Here is a 22,381-nt window from a genome sequence, read left to right on the forward strand (position 1 = left end):
TGCGCAGCTTCGTATTCCCGATCTAAGAAGAGAGAAAGGTCCCAAGCGGCGGGGGCCATTCCGTTCGAAAATCGAAGGAATGGCGCGAGTGACGGGGCTCGAACCCGCGACCTCCGGCGTGACAGGCCGGCACTCTAACCAACTGAGCTACACCCGCGTGCGCTTGGGAGCCGCGCCAATATGGCCCCTGCCCCGACCTGTCAACCGTCGCTTTCATCCTGTGTGCGATTTAATCGATCGCGCACCTCGTCAGTGGTCGTCAGCGTGCCATGTTCGAAGAGGAAACCCGCCAGATCCGGCGTGCCTGTCGACGCGAGCACGGTCTGCAGGATCAACAGCAGCGGAACCGCGAGCAGTGCGCCGGGCGTTCCCCACACCCAACCCCAGAAGCTCAGCGACACGAGAATCAGCAACGGATTGATCGTCAGTCGCTTGCCGAGCACCAGCGGGGTGATCAGATTCGCCTCGACCAGATGGACGCCGATGAAGATCAGCGCCGGCAACAGCGCGAGCCCTACCGCGTCGAAGGTCATCAAGCCGCCAAGCCCGAGCAGCACGGCCGCCACGATCGGCCCCAGATAGGGCACGAAATTGCAGATGCTGACGATCCCGCCCCACATGAAAGGCGACGGCATGCCCAGCGCCCAGAGCAAGAGGCCTACCGTCAGGCCCAATATCGCATTGATCATCGTGATCGTCGCCAGGTAGTCGGCGGTTGCGTCGACGACATTCTGGATGACGCGCGCGGTCTGCATTGCGCCGTCAAAGCTGCCGCGCCGCCGAATCGTGCCTTTGCGCAGCCGCGTCCAGCTGGACAGAAAGAAGAAGATGACCAGTACGGCAAAGAAGAGCTGGATCGCCGCCGCCGGCGCCGACGTGATGAAATAATCGACGACCGAGGTCGGCGCGGTTGCCGCGACCGCCTGTGCGGTTGCCTCGGTCCCGCTTGCCACCGATGCCAATGTACGATCCACGAAACGCTGCAGCGTCGAATAGAAGTCGATCAGCGGCGCAAGATTGCTCTGGATACGCGGGATCGATTCAGGGATGCGCGCGAACCAGCCCGTCGCCGGCACCACGATAATAGCGAGCGCCGCGTTGATGATCGCGAGGAAGGCGGCGAGCGCGAAGAAGGCCGCCAGCGCCGACGGCATGCCGCGACGCTCGAGCCATTCGAGCAAGGGTACGAGTGCAATGGCGATCACGATTGCGGCGGTCAGCGGCAGGAAGAATTCGGCTCCGGCCTGCAAGGCGAAGGGAAGCCCGAGGCAAAACGCGGCGCCGAGGATGAGCGCGAGGGCCGCCAGCAGCCGGTCGCGACGGAAATCGTCGATCTCGATCTGACGCAGCGGGTTGGAACGCGGTGAGCGCATGTCTTTGCCTCCCCTGTCCTCTGCCACCCCACGTCTCCTTGTTAACCGCCTCGTCTTACGCGAGCTTTACTTGTCGCGCCAGTCGCCCCGTTTTGCGACGAAACCGCCCAGCGCCATGTCCCGCTTTGGAACAGAAGCCGTGTTGCTCCCTGCTTTTTAACCAGAAATTACCCTTTTTCCGCGACTGAAGGCTCCAAGGACCAACCTTTTGGAGTATCAGCGATGATGAAAGCGCCTGTGGGGGGCGCGAAGCATCAGCTTCTTCCCTCTTGTTCAGCACTCGCCCTGCTGGCCGTGCTTGCGCTGCCGATGCAGGCCGAAGCCGCCGGCACTCGTGCTGGTTCGACCATCAGCAATACCGCATCGGCGAGCTTCGATACCGGCGGCGGCACAACGACGGTCGATTCGAACCGCGTCGACCTGCTCGTCGATGAACTGCTCGACGTCACGGTCGATTCGAGCAACCCGGCCGACGTTCCGACGACGCCGGGCGCAACCGGCCAGGTGCTGACCTTCTCGGTCACCAACAACGGCAACGGCGTCGAGGCATTTGGCCTGACGACGATCGCGAACGCCGGCGGCGACAATTACGACCCCGCCGTCACGCAAATCTATCTCGACAATGGCGACGGCGTTTTCGACGCCAGCACCGATACGCTTTATACGCCGGGCGCGAACGATCCGTCGCTCAACCCCGACCAGAGCATCACCGTTTTCGTCCTCGCGACGACGCCGGGAACGGTTGTCGACGGCAATCGCGGCATCGTCAGCCTCGTCGCAGCCGCAAAGACCGGGACCGGCGCGCCGGGAACCAGCTTTGCGGGCCGCGGCGAAGGCGGCGGCGATGCCGTCGTTGGCTCGACCGGGGCCGACGGCCAGGACGCCGGCGCGTTCGTCGTTTCCGCCGCGACTGTCACACTCGTCAAATCGGCGGTCGTGACCAATTCGCTGAACACCGCCGATCCGATCCCCGGCGCGACGATCACTTATACGATTGTCGCAACCGTCGCGGGCAGCGGTTCGGTGAGCGGCCTTGCGATCACCGACAATATTCCTGCCGACACGACCTATGTCCCCGGCTCGATCACGCTCGGTGGCAGCGGCCTGTCCGACGCCGCCGACGGCGATGCCGGCGACTATAACGGCACGCGGGTCAATGTCGCGCTCGGCACCGTCGCCGGCGGCCAGACCCGTACCGTCACTTTCCGAACCACGATCGACTGATGGAGATGCGCATGCGCACGGCTCTTTTCCTTCTGCTTGCGGCCCTGATGCCGGCGCAAGCCTTCGCCGCGAACCAGGTGGCGCTCGACAACAGCGTATTCGTCGAACGCGTGTCGACCGACGCCCAGGGCAAGCAAAAGATATTGCTCGAAGAACCCAAGGTCGTCGTTCCCGGCGACAGGCTGGTCTTCGTGCTTGCCTATCGCAATGCCGGCGCCCAGCCCGCCGACAAGTTCGTGATCACCAACCCGATGCCCGCGGCAGTCCGCTTCGCGGATGCCGGCGACTCGCGCCCCCTCGTCTCGGTCGACGGCGGCAAGCAGTGGGGACTGCTTTCCGACCTTGCAGTACCGATGGCCGATGGCTCCCGCCGCGCGGCCCAGCCCGCTGATGTCACGCACATCCGCTGGGCCTTCCAGAATCCGATCCCGGTCGGCGGGACGGGCAAACTCATGTTTCGGGGGGTTGTCAAATAACCCTTTAGAATAAACCGCTTAACGGTCGCCAGCGGTGGGGAAACGGCGGCCACATAAAGCCTAGGAGCTCAGCTATGACCAGCAAGCTGACTTATATAGGTATCATCGGTCTGGCGGCGTTTTCGAGCGTCGCCGCTACCCCGGCACTTGCCGCGGGTACGACCGCCGGTACCACGATCACCAATACCGCCACCGTCGATTTCCAAGTCGGAGGCGTCAGCCAAGTTCAACAAAGCGCGTCGAACAATTTCACCGTCGACCGCAAGATCAACCTGCTTGTCGAAGAAGTCGGTACGGTCACGACCAACGTCGTGCCGGGCCAGGCGAACGCCGTCACGACGTTCCAGCTGACGAACAGCTCGAACGAAGTGCTAGACTTTGCGCTCACGGCGACCCAGCTCGTCGGCGGCACTGCGGCGCATGGCGGTACCGACACGTTCAATGCCAACAATATCCGGATCTATCGCGACAATACGTCGACCGGAACCGTCGGCAGCTGGGACGCGGGCGATACGCTCGTCACCTATATCGACGAACTGGTGACCGATACGGCGATCCGTCTGTTCGTCGTTGCCGACATCCCGACGGGTCTTGCCAACAACGCCGTTGCCGGCGTGACGCTGCGCGCAACCGCGCGTGAAGGTGCGACCCCCGGTACGATGGGCGGCGCGATCACCGAAACGACGGGCGCGAACACCGCGGGCAAGGACACTGTCTTTGCCGACATCGCGGGCGTGGCCGGCGACATCGCACGCGATGCGTCGCACAGCGATGACGACGATTACACGGTACAGACAGCGACGCTGGGGGTCACCAAGACCAGCCGCGTCATCTCGGATCCGTTCAACAATACGTCGAATCCGAAGCTGATCCCCGGCGCGGTTGTTGAATATTGCATTGCGGTGGCCAATACGGGCAGCGCCGATGCAACCTCGGTCATCATCAACGACCCCGTACCGGGCCAGTTGACGTTCAACGCCGGAACGATCCTGCTCAACGGCACGGTCACCGGCGGCACCTGTAACGCCGACGGCGCCGCGGGCGGCAGCTATGCTGCACCGAACGTGTCGGGCACGATCGCAACTGTGGCAGCGGGCGCGACGCGCACGCTCGTCTTCCGCGCGACCGTCAACTGATCGGGTAACGACAGGAGCAGCGGGTACGGCCCGAAAACCGTCTCCCGCTGCTCCTTTCGGGGCTTCTGATGACACGCACCAGCAAATATTTCGGCCTCGTGACCGCCCTGGTCGCGGCAGCACTGCTGCCCGCGGCACCCGCGGCGAACGCACAGGTCATCACCAACACTGCGGCGGCGCAGTGGACGCATGACGGGCAGCCCGGACAGGCGCTGTCGAACCGCGTCGATGTGACGGTGGCCCCGCGCCCGCCTGAACGGCCGACGATCGCGACCTATCGCCTGACCAGCGGAAGCGGCAACAAATCGGTGCCGATCGCCCCGACGCAGTGCGCGCGCGCCGTGGGTCGCAGCATCAGCACGACCATCCCCCTTGGCGGCGTCTACGAAGGCATTTCGACCGCCCCCGCCTCGCTGCAAGGCACCAACAATTTCCGCGCCGGCGAAGTGCTGGTCGTCGGCGTCACGCTCGCATCGGCCAATGTCGATCCGCAGGCGCGTGACGCGCTGGATGTCGTTCTCGAACTGGAAAATGGCGATCGCGAACAGATCACGCTGACCGAAACCGCCAACAACAGCGGCGAATTCGTCGGCATCATCAACACGATCGGCGTCCCCCCTGCCGTGACGCAGGGCGATTGCCGCCTGTCGGTCAATCCCGGTGCACCGCTGACGCTCCGCGTGACCGACCAGGCGAACGCCAGCCTTGTCGCGCTCGCGACGATCAACTTCCTCGTCGACCCGTTCGGCATCGTGTTCGACAGCGGCGACGGCACCCCCGTGCCCGGCAGCCGCGTGACGATCGTCGATGCCGCAACCGGACAGCCGGCGCAGGTGTTCGGCGACGATGGCGTTTCCGCCTATCCGTCGAGCGTCGTCACCGGCCAGAGCGTCACCGACGCCGGCGGCACGACGTACAGCTTCCCGCCGGGCGACTATCGTTTCCCCTTCGTCGCGCCGGGCAGCTATCGCCTCGTCGTCGAACCGCCCACGCCTTTCACTGCGCCGTCGAAGTCGAACCCCGCCGACCTCGCCGGGCTGCGGCGTCCCGACGACGGCCTGCCGTTCGAAATCACCGGCGCGAGCTATGGCAATATCTTCACGCTGAGCAGCCCCGCGCCCGTTCGCGTCGACATTCCGGTCGACCAGCCCGGCCTGCCGCTTGTCCTGCGCAAGACGACGTCGACACAGGTCGCGGTGCCCGGCGACGTGATCCAGTATCGCATCGAAGTCGCCAACCGCGACGCGCGCCGCAACACGGGCGCGGTCACCGTGCGTGACGTGCTGCCTGCCGGCATGCGCCTGCGCCCCGACACCGTCCGCGTCGACGGCGTGCGCGTGACCGCCGATGTCGCCGGCAACGGACGCGAATTTGCCGTCACGATCCCGACCATTGCCGCATCGCGCTCGGCGCTGCTGACCTATCTCGCCGAAGTCATCGTATCGGCGCAGCCGGGCAACGCGCTCAACCGCGCGACCGCCATCGACAATCGCGGGGCCCAGAGCAACATCGCCGAAGCAACGATTTCGATCAAACGCGACCAGCTTGGCGACCGGATGACGATCATCGGCCGGATCACCGACGGCGGCTGCAGCGTCGATCCGGGCAAGGCCGACGGCATCATGGGCGTCCGCGTCATGCTGCAGGACGGCAGCTACACCGTCACCGACGAGGACGGACGTTATCATTTCGAGGGCGTGCGCCCCGGCATCCACGTCGTCCAGATCGACCCGTCGACCCTGCCGCTCGACCGTGAAGCCGTCGATTGCGCCCGTTCGACGCAGAGTGCCGGCAGCGCCATCTCGCGCTTCGTCGAGGGCCGCGGCGGTTCGCTGAAGCGCGCCGACTTCCGCGCCGTCGCCGGCAAACCGCGCGCGGCACCCGAACAGGCGGCGATCGAGGCGCCCAAGGTGCTGAGCGATCCCGAAGCGGCCGGCGCCGGTCGCGACTGGCTTGCCGGCCAGGCGCCGGGCATCGCGTGGATTTTCCCCGAAATCGACCATAATCCGCGCGCCAAGGCGATCCGCGCGGCGGTGAAGCACGTCCCGGGCCAGACGGTCTCGCTCCGCGTCAACGGCAAGCCCGCGGGCGAACTGACCTTTGAAGGCGCCAGCAAGTCCGCCGACGGCAGCGTCGCTGTCAGCCTGTGGCGCGGTCTTGAAATCCGCGAAGGCGAGAACCGCCTTGTCGCCGAGGTAAAGGACGCGAACGGCGCTACCGTCGAAACGCTCGAACGCAGCGTCCATTATTCGATCACGCCGATGCGCGCGTCGCTGATCCGCGAAAAGTCGGTGCTGGTCGCCGATGGCGTCACCCGCCCGATGATCGCGGTGCGCCTGACCGACCGCGACGGCAAGCCGGTTCGCGCCGGCCTGACGGGCGACTTCGCCGTCCCCGCTCCCTATTATCCGGCGGTCGAGGCCGACGCGCAGCAAGCACGCCAGCTTGCCGGGCTCGAACGCGCGCAGCCGGTGTGGAAGATCGATGGCGACGACGGCATCGCCTATATCGAACTGGAACCGACGACCGCGTCGGGCACATTGTCGATGGATTTCAACTTTCGCGACGACAAGGTCACGCGCAAGCAGACGATCGAGACCTGGCTCGATCCCGGCAATCGCCCGTGGACCGTCGTCGGCTTTGCTGCGGGCACGCTCGGCTACAATACGCTCGATGATCGCATGGAACCCGTCGCCGAAACGACCGACGATCTCAACGCCGATGCTCGCCTCGCCCTCTATGCCAAAGGCCGCGTGCGCGGAAAATGGCTCATGACGCTGGCCTATGACAGCGACAAGGACAAGGACGACGCCCGTTTCGGCGGCGTGATCGACCCGCGCGCCTATTATACCATCTACGCCGACCGCAACGAGACACGCTATGATGCCGCATCGGTGCGCAAGCTCTATCTGCGCCTCGAACGCCCGCAATTCTATGCGATGTTCGGCGATATCGAGACCGGCATTTCCGAACCCGAACTCGCCCGCTACCAGCGCGCGCTGAACGGCGGCAAGGCCGAATATCGTGGCCGCAATATCGCCGCGACGGCGTTCGTCGCCGATACGCCGTACCGCTTCCGCCGCGACGAAATCCAGGGCAACGGCCTGACCGGCCCGTACCAGCTCGGCGCGAAGGATATCCTGCCGAACAGCGAACGGATCGTCATCGAAACGCGCGACCGGTTGCACAGCGAACGCATCGTCGACAGCGTCAGCCTGTCGCGCCATGTCGATTATGATATCGATTATCTGTCAGGCACGATCCGTTTCCGCGAGCCCGTGCTCAGCCGCTCGTCGAACCTCGACCCTCAGTTCATCGTAGCCGAATATGAGACGGACGGCGTCGGCCAGCGCGTGCTCAACGCCGGTGGCCGCGTCAGCTACCAGTCGAATGACGAGAAGATCCGCGTCGGCGCGACCTTCATCCACGACGAGGACGGCAACGCCAAAACCAACCTTGGCGGCGTCGACGCGCGCTATCGTCCGAATATCGACACCGAAGTCCGCGCCGAACTCGCGGTCAGCGACGCCAAGTCCGTAAACGGCGGGGCGGCCGCTGCCGGCTCCGCCAAGGCCTGGCTGATCGAGGCCGAGCATCACAGCAGCAACGCCGACTTCCTCGCCTATGTCCGCGAGCGCGAGTCGGGCTTCGGCGCCGGCCAGCTCAATCGCGGCGAGGATGGCACGCGCAAATTCGGCGTCGACGCCCGCCTGCGCGCCACCCGCACGCTCTCGCTGACCGGCAGCGCGTGGCAGGAAGATTATCTCGACACCGGATCGCGCCGCCGCGCCGCGCGCATGCTCGCCGAATATGACAATGGCACCACCGTCGCACGCGCCGGCCTGACCCATGCCGACGACCGCCTAACCGACGGCACGCGCAACCGGTCGAACATCGTCCAGCTCGGTGCGACGCAGCGCCTGATGGGCAAGCGCCTCGAACTCGACGCGCAGACCGAATTTGCGCTGGGCGGCAAGGATGCCAGCGTCGATTTCCCGACCCGTCACCGCCTCGGCGCGCGCTTCGCGGTTACCCGTGACGTCAATCTGGTCGGCAGCTACGAGATCGCCGACGGCGATACGATCAAGGCACGCACCGCGCGGCTCGGCTTCGACCTGGCCCCCTGGGCCGGCGCGCGCCTGCTCGCGACGGCAAACAGCCAAGAAATCGGCGAATATGGTCCGCGCAGCTTCGCCGCCTATGGCTTGTCCCAGTCGCTGAAGCTTGGCGAACGCTGGTCGGTCGATCTGTCGGTCGATGGCAACCGCACCATCGGCGGCGTGCGCGCAAGGGATGTGCTCAACGTCGATCAGCCCGTGGCATCGGGCGGCTTCCTCGGCAACGGCGGCACGCTGACCGAAGATTTCATCGCGATCAGCACCGGCGCGACCTATCGGGCCGACCGCTGGACGCTGACCGGCCGCGCCGAATATCGCGATGGCGAGCTCGCCAACCGCTACGGCCTGACGCTCGGCGGTCTCCGCCAGCTCGGCGAAGGCCGCGCGCTGGGGGCACTCTTCACTTATGCCAAGGCAAGCGGCAGCGGGACCACGCCGACGACCGAAGTCATCAATTTCGAAATGAGCTGGGCGCACCGCCCCGCCGACTCACGCGTTTCGTGGCTCAACAAGAGCGAGTTCCGGTCGGACAAGGTACGCGATGCGATCGCCGGCCAGCCCGGCCCGATCGGTGGCGGCGCGCTGACGATCGACGGCGATGCGACGAGCCGCCGCCTGCTCAACAGCCTGTCGCTGAACTGGGCTCCGCTCGGCGAACGCGGTCAGGACGGCATGTGGTATGAACGCGCCGAATTCGGCCTCTTCTGGGGCACGCGCTATAATTTCGACCGCTTCGGCGCCGACGACGTCAAGGGCTGGTCGAACCTGATCGGCGCCGACTTCCGCTTCAACCTTGGCGAACATGTCGACGTCGGTGCGTCGGGCACCGTGCGCGTCGGCACCGACGCCGATACGGTGAGCTGGGCCGGCGGCCCGACGGTGACGCTGGCGCCGATGAAGAATGCGAACATCACCTTCGGCTATAATTTCGCGGGCTTCCACGACCGCGATTTCGAAGATGCACGCTTCTCGCGCTCGGGCGCCTATGTGACCTTCAAGCTGAAGTTCGACCAGACGAGTTTCGCCGGGTTGGGGCTGTAACAAGCCGCCGTCCCCCGCCCGGGCAGGGGACGGCAGTCAGGCTCAGTCGGCGAACAGCAGGACCGGCGTCTCGATCAGCTTCTTGAGCGCCTGCACATAGCTGGCGGCATCCCAGCCATCGACGACGCGGTGGTCGCAGCTGATCGACAGGTTCATCAGCTTCGCGCGGCGGATGTCGTCGCCGTCGAACACCGGGCGCTCGACGATCTTGTTCGGACCGATGATCGCGACTTCGGGACGGTTGATCACCGGCGTCGTCGCGATGCCGCCGAGCGGGCCGAGCGAGGTGACGGTCAGCGTGCCGCCGGTCAGTTCTTCGACCTTGGCCTTGCCGGTGCGCGCGGCTTCGGCGAGGCGCGTGATCTCGCTCGCGAGCTGCCATACATTCTTGTCCTGCGCGTCGCGGATCACCGGAACCATCAGCCCCGCGTCGGTCTGCGTCGCCATGCCCAGATGCACCGCGCCATAACGCGTCACGACACCGCCTTCGTCGTCGTAGCGCGCATTGATCATCGGGAACTGCGGAATGGTGCGGCAGATCGCGACGATCAGGAAAGGCAGCATCGTCAGCTTCGGACGCCCGCCGCGATTGGCGTTCAAATCGGCGCGCATCTCTTCGAGTGCGGTGACGTCCATTTCCTCGACATAGGTGAAATGCGGGATCGCGCGCTTCGACGCCGCCATATTCTCGGCGATCTTGCGGCGCATGCCTATAACCTTGATCGGCTCGTCGGCGCGGGCGCGGCTCGCACCCGGCGCGTGATAGCCCTGCCCGCCGCTGTAGCGCAGGAAAGCGTCGAGGTCGGAATGGCGGATACGGTCGCCCTCGGCCTGTACCTGGCCGAGGTCGACGCCGAGATCCTTGGCGCGGGCGCGCACCGCCGGCGACGCCAGCACAGCGCGACTATGGTCGGCAGCGGCGACGGGCTCCGGTGCCGGCGTCGGCGCGGGCACGGCGACGGGTGCAGGCGCAGCAACCTCGGCGACCGATACCTCTTCGGCACCGGGCGTTTCCGCCACAATTTCCTGTTCGACCGGCGTATCGGCGGGCGGCGCTTCGACTTCGTCGTCGTCGCCATCGGTCTCGATCACCGCGAGCGTCGATCCGATCGGGATCAGGTCGCCGACCTCGCCCGCCAGCTCGACGACGATGCCCGAAACGGGCGACTCCATTTCGACGGTCGCCTTGTCGGTCATCATGTCGGCAAGCTGCGCGTCTTCCTCGACGCGTTCGCCTACACGCACGTGCCAGGCGACGATTTCGGCTTCGGCGATGCCTTCGCCGATGTCGGGCAGACGGAATGAATAACGGGCCATGGCGTCAGTCCTTCAAAATCTTGGTCAGCGCGGTCGCGATGCGCACCGGGCCGGGGAAATAGGCCCATTCAAGGCTATGCGGATAAGGCGTATCGAAGCCGGTGACGCGTTCGACCGGTGCTTCGAGATGATAGAAGCAGCGCTCCTGAACCAGCGCCGCCAGTTCGGCGCCAAAGCCCGACGTGCGCGTCGCTTCGTGGATAATCAGGCAGCGGCCGGTCTTCTTCACCGAGGTCTCGATCGCATCGATGTCGAGCGGCAGCAAAGTGCGCAGATCGATGATCTCGGCATCGACGCCCATTTCCTCGACGATCGTCTTGGTGACATGCACCATCGTGCCATAAGCGAGGATGGTCAGCGCCTCGCCCGAACGGACCGTCGCGGCCTTGCCGAGTTCGATGCGGTAATAATCCTCGGGCACCGCGCTTGCGTCATGCTTCGACCAAGGTTCGACCGGGCGATCATAATAGCCGCTGAACGGGCCGTTGTAGATGCGCTTGGGTTCGAGGAATACGACAGGGTCATTATCCTCGATCGCCGCGATCAGCAGCCCCTTGGCGTCATAGGGGTTCGACGGGATCACCGTCTTTACGCCGCAAATGTGCGTCATGATGCTTTCGGGCGACTGGCTATGCGTCTGGCCGCCGAAGATGCCTCCCCCAAAGGGTGTACGCACCGTCATCGGACAGATATAGTCGTTCGCCGAGCGGTAGCGCAGGCGCGCTGCTTCACTGACGAGCTGGTCGAGCCCCGGATAGATATAGTCGGCGAACTGGATTTCGGGGACCGGGCGCAGGCCATAAGCCCCCATGCCGACCGCAACCCCGATGATGCCGCATTCGTTGATCGGCGTATCGAACACCCGCGTCTTGCCATGCTTCTTCTGCAGGCCTGCGGTTGCGCGGAACACACCGCCGAAAAAGCCGACATCCTCGCCCATCACGACCATGTTCGGGTCACGTGCGAGCATGACGTCCATGGCGCTGTTGATCGCTTCGATCATGTTCATGGTTTTGGTTTCAGCCATTATTCGGGCTTCCAATTGGGGCCGAACTTGGCCTCTTGCTCGGCGAGCATCTGATCGCATTGTTCCTTGAGGTGCCAGGGCATCTCTTCGAACACGTCCTGGAACATCGTTTCGAACGGCTGATGCATGCCGTGGCCGAGAATGCCGAGCTTTTCCGATTGCTTCTGGGTCGTCTTGACGAGATCGTCGAGTTCCTTGGCCTGCGCCTCGTGCCGTTCGGCATCCCATTCGCCGATCGTCTCGAGATGCTGGCGAAGCCGCGCGATCGGATCGCCCAGCGGCCAGGCGGTCGCCTCGTCGGCCGCGCGATAGGCGCTCGGGTCGTCCGAGGTGCTATGGCCTTCGCTGCGATAGGTGAAATGCTCGATCAGCGTCGGGCCATTGTTGGTGCGCGCCCGGTCCGCCGCCCATTGCGTAGCGGCATAAACCGCCAGCGGATCATTGCCGTCGATGCGCAGCCCGGCGATACCATAGCCCACCGCGCGGGCGGCAAAGGTCGTGCGCTCGCCGCCGGCAAATCCCGAGAAGCTCGATATCGCCCACTGGTTGTTGACGATGTTGAAGATGACCGGCGCGTTATAGACGGTCGCGAAGGTCAGCGCGGAGTGGAAGTCACCCTCGGCCGACGAACCTTCGCCGCACCATACGGTCGCGATCCGGCTGTCGCCCTTAGACGCCGACGCCATCGCCCAGCCCACCGCCTGCGGATATTGTGTCGCGAGATTGCCTGACACGCTAAAGAAACCATGTTCGGGTGCCGAATACATGATCGGCAGCTGGCGTCCGAGCAGATGGTCACCGCGATTCGAATAAATCTGGTTCATCATCTGGATCAGCGGATAGTCGCGCGCGATCAGGATGCCCTGCTGGCGATAGCTCGGGAAACACATATCCTCGCGCCCGATCGCCATCGTCGAGGCCACCGAAGTCGCCTCCTCGCCGGTGCACTTCATATAGAAGCTGGTCTTGCCCTGCCGCTGGGCACGGAACATGCGGTCGTCGAATGCCCGCGTCAGCATCATATAGCGCAGCATTGTACGCAGCCGTTCGGGCGACAGCTTCGGATCCCATTGCCCCTTCGCCTGCCCGTCGAAATCGAGCACGCGGACGAGGCCATAGCTCAGCTCGCGCATCGAATCGGGCTTGGTCGCCTCGCTCGGGCGCGGCGTCGCTTCGACGGCCGGAACCTCGATATCGCCGAAGTCAGGCGTATCGCCGGGGCGGTAACGCGGTTCGGGAATATGAAGCGACAGCGGCGGCAGATTGCTCGCCGGGCGCCCCACATCCTTTTTGGGGTCCGTCTCGGGCATGTCCTCGTCCTTCAAGGCGCGAATCGCGCCTAGTTATATTTCAACGCGGCGACATATTATTACGGTCGCCATACGAATGCAACGACGGTCGTCAGACCGCCACAGGCGCGGAAATATGCGCTTGCGGCGCATAATCCTCGACAACGAAATCCTCGAACCTATAGTCAAAAATGCTCGAAGGACGGCGAAGGATGCGAAGCTTCGGATCACCTCCGGGCACGCGGGAGAGCTGCTGTTCGACCAGCTCCGCATGGTTCAGGTACAGATGCACGTCGCCGCCGGTCCACACGAGTTCATGCGCGTGCAGGCCCGCCTGTTCGGCAACCATGCGCGTCAGCAAGGCGGCCTCGAACACGTTGAAGGCAAAGCCGAGCCCCAGATCGCACGAGCGCTGGAACAGCAGGCACGACAGCCCCCCGTCGCTGCGGACGTGAAATTGATAGGTCATGTGGCACGGCGGCAGCGCCATGCGATCAAGATCGGCGACATTCCATCCGGTGAAAATATGCCGGCGCGATCCGGGGTTGTTTTTCAGCGAGTCGATCAGCGCGGCGATCTGGTTGTGCCCCCGCTCCGCCCGGCGGAAGAGCCCCTCGCCCGCCGGTTCGTAACGCGGCCAGTTGACCCATTGATGACCGTAAACCGGCCCCAGATCGCCCCACGCCGCCGCAAAATCATCGTCGGCGATGATCCTTGCCTCGAAATCCTCGGCGCTGATCGCGTCGCCCGTCTCACGGCGATATTTGTCGAGCGGCCAGTCGGTCCAGATTTTCACGCCCTGCGCAACAAGCGAGCGGATATTCGTATCGCCCGTCAGGAACCACAGCAATTCGCGCAGCGCTGTCTTCCAATAGACCCGCTTTGTGGTCAGCAGCGGGATGGCATCGTTCTTCAGCGAGAATCGCATCGTTTCGCCGAACAGCGATCGCGTACCCACGCCCGTGCGGTCGACACGCTCATCACCTTCGACCCAGATGCGCCGCATCAGGTCGAGATATTGAAGTTCATAATGGATGGACTCAGGCAAGACTCACTCCCTGCTTTTGTGCATCTTTGCTAGGCCCCGCGTCGCACGCGAACAAGGGACCAGCGGGCAAGACGTCACAATGCCTCCGATGCGGGGCAGTCACGCATTTCGAAACGCGCGATCCCAGCGCATGACCAAGGCGATGACCAAGTTCGAGCCTGTTGGCAAAGCGTCCAATTCTACCAAGCGCCCCGGCTTTGTAACGCGTCAGTCCGAGGATCTGGTGGCGAACCAGTTGCTGCGCCCCTTGTTCGACGACCAGCACGAAACGCTGATCTTCGCCGGATTCGATGCGTTCGAGCGACTGGTCCGGTTGCACCGTATCGATGGCGACACGAACGGCCGCTGCGTCATCGTGCCACGATGCTGGCGCGTCCTCCTCGACGACAGCATTACCTCTGTCATCATGGCGCACAACCACCCGTCGGGCAGCGCTTGGCCTAGCGAAGCCGATATCGGTACGACGCAGAAAGCCACGCTTTTCCTGCGAACCTTGGGCATCGAACTGGTCGACCATCTGATTTTCGTTGTGGGCGGTCATTTCAGTTTTCGGACTGCCGAAATGCTCTAGTTCCAGCAATCCTCTTCGTTGTGCCGATTGGCGCTTGAAGTTCGCAGATTGCACGTCTAGAGGACCGCCCTGCCTTCGCGGCGACCCCGGTCGGCGCGCAGATCGGTCGGGGAGTAGCTCAGCCTGGTAGAGCACTGTCTTCGGGAGGCAGGGGCCGGAGGTTCGAATCCTCTCTCCCCGACCAATTTCCTGCATATTGCATATTTTGCGCCGTCTCTTCTTGTAAGTCGGCGCACAAACCCCTAAATTCAGATTACGCCGCCATGGTTTTCCCCCTTTCCATCGCGGCGAGTACCCCGTCAGCACTGACGCGGGTGCGTCCTCCCTGGACCCTGGCCACCTCGTACTTCGGTACGAGGTGGTTTTTTATTCGGCGGCTTGCGGGAATATTTCGGATTCGGGCCGCTCTTGTCCGACCTCGCGCACCAGATTCGCAAACCAGCATGCCAATCGACTCACAGCCGCCGTATCGGGCAGGCGGTCCTGTGTAAGATAAAGGCTACGGTCGATCTCGATCTGAACGGCATGAACCCCCTGCGCGGGCCTGCCATGGGTGCGAACGATATGACCGCCGGAATAAGGCTGATTCCGCGATACGGTAGCGCCCAGCCCCTCTGCCAGCGCCGTCACGCGATCGACCAGCCACTCACCTGCGGTCGCACCGAAATGATCGCCGATGATGATCCGCGAACCATGGCCGGGCTGGCCGTGGGGAATTGGCGGCATCGAATGCAGGTCGATCAGTATCGCATGGCCGAATCGGCGGCGCGCAGTTGCCAATTCGGCGGTCAGGGCGGCGTGATAGGGCCGGTGAAACGATTCGAGCCGCCAATGGAGGGCCGCATGATCGATCGGCCGCTTCCACAAGGGGCCGCAATCGGCGAGCCGCGTCGGCACCACGCCCAGCCCGGCCCTTTCCTTTCGGCCCGGCGCCGAAAACTGCGATCGCAGCGGCATGGCGACTTCGCCGGGCGCCATCTGCCCTTCCCCCCGGTTGAGATCCGCAACCGCGCGTGCCCACATCGCTTCGACGACTGTCGCGCCAGCATCGGCCGCCCGGCCTGCGATGAGGTCGCACCAGCTGTCCTCAAGTCGTTCGAGGTCCGGACGTCCTACTCGTGCTGCCGCGAGTATCTCGGGCGGATAGATGCGACCGGCGTGCGGGACCGACACGACCACCGGACCGCTCACCGCGGGCCTGTTGACAGCGATGGCGGCAGGCGGGATGGTGAACGACGGCATGGTGGATGGGTGGCAAAAAAAGCCCGATGAATCCAGCGCCGCGTCAATTTGTTAAATCTCTGACGCTATGAAGGACTTCTCGATGAGGGCGCGACCGACCGAACCGGCGCGCCGCGGGTTCTGGGGACAGTTTTCAGAATGATTCGTATCTTGCTGGCCGAAGATGATGATGTGATGCGCGAATATCTGGCGCGGGCGCTGACCAGCGCCGGTTATCATGTCACCGCGGTCGACCGCGGCACCGAAGCTGTGCCCTATATCGATTCGGGTACGTTCGATCTGTTGCTGTCGGATATCGTCATGCCCGAAATGGACGGCATCGAGCTCGCGCAGCATACGGCAAAGGCCGCACCGCAAACGCAGGTCATGTTCATCACCGGTTTCGCAGCGGTTTCGCTGCGCGCCGAGGAAAATGTACCGCAGGCGAAGCTTCTGTCGAAGCCGTTTCACCTCAAGGATCTGGTGCGCGAAGTCGACAATCTGTTCGGTCGCGCCGACCGGTCCAGCCAACAATAACGACACGGTCTTGCGCGAAGGGGTTGCCAAGCTGCGCGGAGGCCTTTAGGGGGCGCGTCACCCCAAGGGATGGGCGTGTAGCTCAGTGGTAGAGCACTGTGTTGACATCGCAGGGGTCGCAAGTTCAATCCTTGCCACGCCCACCATTAAAAACGCCGCCACCCGATGGGTTGGCGGCGTTTTTGCTTTCAGGCCATTCCTTTGGCGAGGTCGCCGCGCGACGCATCGCCGATCTGGCTGCCACCGTCGCAGTCGAGGATCGTGCCGGTAATATAACCAGCGGCGGGCGAACAGAGGAACACCGCCGATTCGGCAACCTCCTCGATCTTGCCCCAGCGCTTCATCGCGATCCGGTCATAGTGCGACTGGCGCGTCTCGGCATCGGGCGCGAGCCGCTTCATCCCCTCGGTGTCGGCAATCGGGCCCGGCGAGATGCCGTTTACGCGCACCTCCGGGCCCCATTCGAGCGCGAGCACACGAATCAGCTGATTGATCCCCGCCTTCGCCGCGCAGGCGTGCGCCTGCAGCGCCGAAGCATTGACCGCCTGCCCCGCAGTGATCGCAATCAGCGACGCGCCGGGACGGTTGAGCAGGTCGTGACAGCCGCGAAACACGTTGAAGGTGCCGTTAAGGTCGATATCGACGACGGTGCGAAACGCATTCGCCGACATGCCTAGCACGGGCGCGAGGAAATTCCCCGCCGCACCCGAAATGACAATGTCCATCGGCCCCAGTTCGCCTGCCACCCGTTCCATCACTCCGCGGATTGCGGCGTAATCGCGAACATCGCCCGACAGGCCCAGCGCACCTTTTCCGATATCCGCCGCGGCGCGGGCCGCCTTGTCCGGATCGCGTCCCGCCACCGCGACCTTCGCACCCAGTTCGGCGAAACGCTTGGCAATGCCAAGGTTGATGCCGCTTGTGCCGCCAGCGACGAAAGCGGTCTTTCCGGCCAGCAGATTATCGCGGAATGTCGTCATGCTATTCTCCCTTGCTTCGTCTTCGACAGCCGATGGCACCGATGCGGGGTTGACGGATCGAAACCAGTCGCCTTTTGAAACTGGAACAGACAGCAAGGATGATCCGATGGCAAGTGCCGGTCCTACCTCGAACAGCTTCATCTCGCAGCGGCTGAAGCTTCATTATGTCGACTGGGGCAATCCCGATGCACCGCCGCTGTTGCTTGTCCATGGCGGGCGCGACCATTGCCGCAACTGGGACTGGGTCGCCGAAAAGCTGCGAGATCGCTATCATATTATTGCCCCCGACCTGCGTGGCCATGGCGACAGCGCGTGGTCACCCGACGGCAATTACGCCATGGACGCCTTTGTCTACGATCTCGCGCAATTGATCCACCAGCTCGACCTCGGTCCGCTCTCGATCGTCGCCCACTCGATGGGCGGCAATGTCGCGCTGCGCTATACCGGCCTCTATCCGGAGAATGTCAGCAAGCTGGTCGCGATCGAGGGCCTCGGCCCCTCACCGAAGGTTATCGCCGAGCGCGCGAAGACCGGATATGGCGAGCGCTTTCGCAAATGGATCGACGACAAGCGCCAGGCAGCCGGCCGCACGCCGCGTCGCTATGCGACGCTCGACGACGCGCTGGCGCGGATGATGGGCGAGAACAGCTATCTGACCGAAGCGCAGGCACGCCATCTGACCATCCATGGCATCAGCCGGAACGAGGATGGCAGCTGGAGCTGGAAGTTCGACAATTATCTCAACGTCTGGCCCGCCTTCGATATGCCGCAGGACGACATCGCCGCGCTGTGGGGGGCGATCGCCTGCCCGACCCTGCTGCTTTACGGCGCGAACAGCAGGGCCTCGAACCCCGAACGCGACGGGCGACTGCAGCATTTCAATACGGCCAGCGTAATCGAGTTCGAAAATGCCGGCCACTGGCTGCATCACGACCAGTTCGACCGGTTCATGTCCACGCTAGACGAATTCCTGTAAACCGGCCGCTTCCGGGCATCGAAATGCCCCCAGGGAAGCGTGATGGCGTATAGCGGGCAATTGTCGAGGGAACAGCACGGGCTCGCGGGCGCAGGCGCGCTGCTGATCGCTGTCGCGGTCGGCGCCGGGCTTGCGAGCGGGCTCGACCTTGCCGTCGTTCGCCGGGCGAGCGAGGCGATCACGGCCATCGCCATTCGCGCGCCCGAACCGCCAATAGAAAAGACTGCCCCGCAAGAGGTCAATGCGGACAAGCCAAGCGGCAAGGCGTCGGCGGCGAACAAGCATGCCAAGGCCGCCGCGGTCGTCGCCCCGAAAACTGAATTGCCGCCGATCGTGCCGCCCGTCAGTGCCGCGCCCCACCCCGGTGCCGGCAACGACGCATCGGCGGGCGCCGCGGACCGAGCCGGACCGGGATCGGGCGCCGGCGGCCGGGGCGATGGCACGGGGGCCGGTGGCACGGGGAACGGCACCGGCGGAACGAGCAAGGCCGTGTGGATCAGCGGCGCGATCCGGAACCGCGACTATCCGAAAGAGGCGAGCCGCGCGCGGATCGGCGGCGAGGTCGAGGTGCGCTTCACGATCCAGCCGACCGGACGCGTGAGCGGATGCCGCGTGACCCGGTCGAGCGGCGACGCCTCGCTCGACGCCACGACGTGCCGCCTGATCGAGGAACGCTTTCGGTTCAGGCCCGCGACCAACGCCGCGGGCGAGAATGTCGCTAGCCAATATGGCTGGCGGCAGAGTTGGTGGCTTGAAGGGCGGTAGGCGCAATTTGTCGATCGTTGCGCATATGCGACAATGTCGCGAATGATTCTCATTAAGGTTGACATTGCAATCGACTCTCAATAGCGGCGCCCCGAACCGAACATAAAACAGGGGGTTTACCGTGAAGCCATCGACATCTGCCTCGTTCCTCGCGCTCTCCTGCGTGGGCGGCCTGATCAGCGCGCCGGCCTTTGCCGCCGACGCCGCGCAGGACGCGCCCGGCAGCCGGTCCGACATCGTCGTTTCGGGCACGCTTGCAACCGAAGTGGAATCGCCCAAATCGACGGCGCCCATCGTCGATACGCCGCAGACGATCACGGTCGTGTCGCAGGAGCAGATCCGCCAGCAGAATCTGCTGACGCTGCGCGATGCGCTGTCGACGATTCCCGGCATCACCTTCGGCGCCGGCGAGGGCGGCGGCGGTTATGGCGACTCGATCAACCTGCGCGGCTATTCGGCGAACAACGACCTGACCGTCGACGGCGTCCGCGACAGCGCGCAGTACAGCCGTACCGACCCGTTCAACCTGCAGCAGATCGAAGTCTATAACGGCGCCAACTCGGTCTTCAACGGATCGGGCAGCGTCGGCGGCACGATCAACCTCGTCAGCAAGATCCCCTTCGCGCGCAACGCGACGACGGTGCAGGCAGCGGTCGGCACCGACAATTATTACCGCGCGGCGGTCGACAGCAACTGGCGCGTCAGCGACCTGGTCGCGGTTCGCCTGAACGCCATGTATCACGAGAATGACGTGCCCGGCCGCGACGTCGAATCGTATCAGCGCTGGGGCGTCGCGCCGTCGATCACGATCGGCGTCGACAGCGACACCAGCCTGACGCTCGCCTATATCCACCAGGACGACGACAATACGCCGATCTATGGTGTTCCCTACATCCTCGGCGCCGCCAACGACGGCCCGGTTCCGGGTATCGACGACAGCGACTATTTCGGCATCGTCAACCTCGACAAGCAGGAAACCAAGGTCGACCGCCTGACGGCGACCTTCCGCCACGCGTTCAGCGACAATGTCTCGATCCGCAACCTGACCCGCTGGCAGCGCGTCCACCAATATAGCCAGACGAGCGCACCGCAGGGCACTTTCTGCCTCGCGAACGGACGCCAGCCGATCGGTCCGGACGCCACAACCACCGTCGGCATTCCCTGCCTGCCCGGACAGAACCCCGGCTTTTATTACCCGAGCGGTCCGCGTGGCCTCGTCCGCGATCAGGTCAACGACCTGATCCACAACCAGACCGACCTGACGATCACCAGCGGCGCCAAGGGCGGCTTCTTCAACACGCTGGTCATCGGCGCATCATACAGCCAGGAAGATTATTCGATCGAGAATGCGCAGCTGCTGCGCAATCCCGGCGGCGCGCTCCCCAACCCGACCTTGCCGCCGATCAGCCTGTCGAATCCGAACACGGTGTGGACCGGCCCGATCAATTATATTCGCACCGGCAACAGCTATGGCGACACGCGCAACTGGGCGATCTATGCGTTCGACACGGTCGAAATCTCGCCGATGTTCGAGATCAACGGCGGCGTCCGTTACGAAAATGCGCGCACGGTCTTCCGCGCCGACACCGTGACGACCCCGGCGGCGGGTGCGGTCTATACGCGCGGCATCGACCAGGTCAGCGACGAGAATCTCTTCTCCTATCGCGTTGGCGCGGTGTTCCACCCGGTCGAGAATGTCAGCCTCTATGCCGCCTATGGCAATGCCAAGACGCCGACCTCGGCGAGCGTCCGCGCCGGCTGCGGCCTGCCGACCAGCCCTACCGCGGCCGACCCGTGCGCAACCGCGCCCGAAAAGGCCCGCAACATCGAATTCGGCGCCAAGGCCGAATTGATGGACAAGAAGCTGCTGCTGACCGCAGCCGTCTTCCGCAACGAGCGCACCAATTATCGCGTGCCCTCGAACGATCCGGCGCAGCCCTCTTCGCTCCAGATCCTCGACGGACGCTCGCGGGTCGACGGCATCGCGCTCGGCGCCAGCGGCAATGTCACCCCCGAATGGGCGATCTTCGCGAACTACACCTACCTCGACGGCAAGGTGAAGCAGAGCGTTTCCGACTTCTGCCTTGCCAACCCCGGCAGCACGGGCTGCGGCAACAGCGCGGCCATTCCCGATCCGCAGCGCGGCGACCGCCTGTTCCAGACGCCCCGGCATTCGGGCAGCCTGTTCACCACCTATGTCTTCCCGTTCGGCCTGCAGGTCGGTTACGGCCTGTCCTATCAGGGCAAATTCACGACGCACCAGCGCAATCTGGCGCAGCGCACCCCGCTGTCGGTCGACGATTACCTGATCCATCGCGCCTTCGTATCGTACGACTTCAAGAACGGGCTGGTGGCGCAGCTGAACGTCAGCAACTTCACCGACGAAGATTATTACACCGGCGTCCGCAACAATGTGAACGCCACCACGGGCGCGGTGACGGGCGGCTGGGCAACCCCCGGTGAATCGCGCTCGGCCGTGTTCAGCCTCTTCTATAACTTCTGATCGATCGGGGCGGGCGCGGCGATTGCCGTCCCCGCCCCTTTCCGCCTAGAAGCGGTAGCATGATCCGCATCATCCCCGACGTGCTCGACGCCGATGGCATCGCAAGGCTCCGCGCCATTCTCGATGCCGCCGACTGGATCGACGGCAACGAGACATCGGGCCCACAGGCGGCGCTTGCCAAGCGCAACCAGCAACTGCCCGAATTCGGCGAAGCGGCGGCAGAAGCAGGGCGCATCATCCTCGACGCGCTTGGCCGCTCGCCGTTCTTCATCGCCGCCGCGTTGCCGCTCAAAATCTACCCGCCCTTTTTCAACCGCTATGCCGGCGGCGAGAATTTCGGCGATCATATCGACAATGCGATCCGGATGCGCCGCGGCACCGATTTCCGGATCCGCAGCGACCTGTCGGCCACGCTCTTCCTTACCGATCCCGACAGTTACGAAGGCGGCGGGCTGGTCATCGAAGGCATGACCGAACCTCCGGGGCTGAAACTGCCCGCCGGACACATGGTGCTTTACCCGTCGAGCACGGTCCACCGCGTCGAACCGGTGACCGCGGGCTCGCGCGTCGCGAGCTTCATGTGGGTCCAGTCGATGGTGCGCGATCAGGCGCAGCGCAACCTGCTGTTCGATCTCGACATGGGGGTACAGGGTGCCGCCGCTACTCTCGGCCAGGGCGACGCAACGGTCGTGCGCCTGACGGGCGTATATCACAATTTGCTGCGGCTCTGGGCCGATAGCTGAGCCGGAATATAGATGAACGCGTCACCCCGGACCTGA

Annotated in this window: 17 protein-coding genes and 3 tRNA genes; 12 read left to right on the plus strand and 8 right to left on the minus strand. The window is 64.3% G+C overall.

What is annotated here, in order from left to right:
* Positions 1–80: 80 nt before the first annotated feature.
* Positions 81–157, minus strand: a tRNA-Asp gene (locus VGU00_RS16260).
* A gap of 43 nt (positions 158–200) precedes the next feature.
* Positions 201–1,373, minus strand: a complete 1,173-nt coding sequence (locus VGU00_RS16265; protein WP_327470355.1) for an AI-2E family transporter — start codon at positions 1,371–1,373, stop codon at positions 201–203.
* Between the two features lie 222 nt (positions 1,374–1,595).
* Here VGU00_RS16265 and VGU00_RS16270 point away from each other — a divergent pair, with 222 nt between their 5' ends.
* From VGU00_RS16270 to VGU00_RS16285, 4 genes are all read left to right on the plus strand, one after another.
* Entirely contained in the window at positions 1,596–2,597 is a 1,002-nt protein-coding gene (locus tag VGU00_RS16270) for a hypothetical protein (RefSeq protein ID WP_327470357.1), read from the plus strand.
* Positions 2,598–2,608: 11 nt separating this feature from the next.
* Complete coding sequence (locus VGU00_RS16275) at positions 2,609–3,073, plus strand: hypothetical protein (protein WP_327470359.1); 465 nt, start codon at positions 2,609–2,611, stop codon at positions 3,071–3,073.
* 74 nt (positions 3,074–3,147) lie between these two features.
* Entirely contained in the window at positions 3,148–4,209 is a 1,062-nt protein-coding gene (locus tag VGU00_RS16280) for a hypothetical protein (RefSeq protein ID WP_327470360.1), read from the plus strand.
* 68 nt (positions 4,210–4,277) lie between these two features.
* Positions 4,278–9,368: a hypothetical protein gene (locus VGU00_RS16285; RefSeq protein ID WP_327470362.1), complete on the plus strand. Its 5,091-nt coding sequence runs from the start codon at positions 4,278–4,280 to the stop codon at positions 9,366–9,368.
* 42 nt (positions 9,369–9,410) lie between these two features.
* Here the strand turns inward: VGU00_RS16285 and VGU00_RS16290 are convergent, their stop codons facing one another.
* From VGU00_RS16290 to thyA, 4 genes are all read right to left on the minus strand, one after another.
* On the minus strand, positions 9,411–10,685 hold the full coding sequence (locus VGU00_RS16290) for a dihydrolipoamide acetyltransferase family protein (protein WP_327470364.1): 1,275 nt from the start codon (positions 10,683–10,685) through the stop codon (positions 9,411–9,413).
* Positions 10,686–10,689: 4 nt separating this feature from the next.
* The gene (locus VGU00_RS16295) at positions 10,690–11,712 is read right to left on the minus strand and encodes an alpha-ketoacid dehydrogenase subunit beta (protein WP_327470366.1); all 1,023 of its coding nucleotides are present in this window, start codon (positions 11,710–11,712) and stop codon (positions 10,690–10,692) included.
* On the minus strand, positions 11,712–13,022 hold the full coding sequence (locus VGU00_RS16300) for a 3-methyl-2-oxobutanoate dehydrogenase (2-methylpropanoyl-transferring) subunit alpha (protein ID WP_327470368.1): 1,311 nt from the start codon (positions 13,020–13,022) through the stop codon (positions 11,712–11,714). The genes VGU00_RS16295 and VGU00_RS16300 overlap by 1 nt, the downstream gene beginning before the upstream one ends.
* A 91-nt stretch (positions 13,023–13,113) precedes the next feature.
* The gene (thyA, locus tag VGU00_RS16305; protein ID WP_327470370.1) at positions 13,114–14,049 is read right to left on the minus strand and encodes a thymidylate synthase; all 936 of its coding nucleotides are present in this window, start codon (positions 14,047–14,049) and stop codon (positions 13,114–13,116) included.
* Between the two features lie 130 nt (positions 14,050–14,179).
* Here thyA and VGU00_RS16310 point away from each other — a divergent pair, with 130 nt between their 5' ends.
* Together VGU00_RS16310 and VGU00_RS16315 are read left to right on the plus strand one after the other, a co-directional pair.
* A complete protein-coding gene (locus tag VGU00_RS16310) occupies positions 14,180–14,620 on the plus strand; it encodes a JAB domain-containing protein (RefSeq protein WP_327470372.1) in 441 nt (146 codons plus the stop codon).
* Positions 14,621–14,727: 107 nt separating this feature from the next.
* Positions 14,728–14,804: transfer RNA gene (locus VGU00_RS16315), tRNA-Pro, on the plus strand.
* A 182-nt stretch (positions 14,805–14,986) separates the two neighbouring features.
* Here the strand turns inward: VGU00_RS16315 and VGU00_RS16320 are convergent.
* Entirely contained in the window at positions 14,987–15,862 is an 876-nt protein-coding gene (locus VGU00_RS16320) for an N-formylglutamate amidohydrolase (RefSeq protein WP_327470374.1), read from the minus strand.
* 138 nt (positions 15,863–16,000) lie between these two features.
* On the opposite strand from VGU00_RS16320, the gene cpdR reads away from it, so the two are divergent.
* Together cpdR and VGU00_RS16330 are read left to right on the plus strand one after the other, a co-directional pair.
* Complete coding sequence (gene cpdR, locus VGU00_RS16325; protein ID WP_053554171.1) at positions 16,001–16,378, plus strand: cell cycle two-component system response regulator CpdR; 378 nt, start codon at positions 16,001–16,003, stop codon at positions 16,376–16,378.
* A 71-nt stretch (positions 16,379–16,449) separates the two neighbouring features.
* A tRNA-Val gene (locus VGU00_RS16330) sits at positions 16,450–16,524 on the plus strand.
* 42 nt (positions 16,525–16,566) lie between these two features.
* Here the strand turns inward: VGU00_RS16330 and VGU00_RS16335 are convergent.
* Positions 16,567–17,358: an SDR family oxidoreductase gene (locus VGU00_RS16335; RefSeq protein WP_327470377.1), complete on the minus strand. Its 792-nt coding sequence runs from the start codon at positions 17,356–17,358 to the stop codon at positions 16,567–16,569.
* Positions 17,359–17,464: 106 nt separating this feature from the next.
* Between VGU00_RS16335 and VGU00_RS16340 the strand changes: the two genes are divergently transcribed.
* The 4 genes from VGU00_RS16340 (at position 17,465) to VGU00_RS16355 (ending at position 22,345) form a co-directional block, all read left to right on the plus strand.
* Positions 17,465–18,334, plus strand: a complete 870-nt coding sequence (locus VGU00_RS16340) for an alpha/beta hydrolase (protein ID WP_327470379.1) — start codon at positions 17,465–17,467, stop codon at positions 18,332–18,334.
* A 42-nt stretch (positions 18,335–18,376) separates the two neighbouring features.
* Positions 18,377–19,099 (plus strand): TonB family protein, encoded by a 723-nt coding sequence (locus VGU00_RS16345; protein ID WP_327470381.1) that lies wholly within the window; start codon positions 18,377–18,379, stop codon positions 19,097–19,099.
* A gap of 121 nt (positions 19,100–19,220) precedes the next feature.
* Positions 19,221–21,602, plus strand: coding sequence for a TonB-dependent receptor (locus VGU00_RS16350; RefSeq protein WP_327470383.1), 2,382 nt, complete (start codon positions 19,221–19,223; stop codon positions 21,600–21,602).
* Between the two features lie 59 nt (positions 21,603–21,661).
* Positions 21,662–22,345, plus strand: coding sequence for a Fe2+-dependent dioxygenase (locus tag VGU00_RS16355; protein ID WP_327470386.1), 684 nt, complete (start codon positions 21,662–21,664; stop codon positions 22,343–22,345).
* Positions 22,346–22,381: the final 36 nt, after the last annotated feature.

This window comes from Sphingopyxis sp., assembly GCF_035944815.1.
Lineage (GTDB): Bacteria > Pseudomonadota > Alphaproteobacteria > Sphingomonadales > Sphingomonadaceae > Sphingopyxis.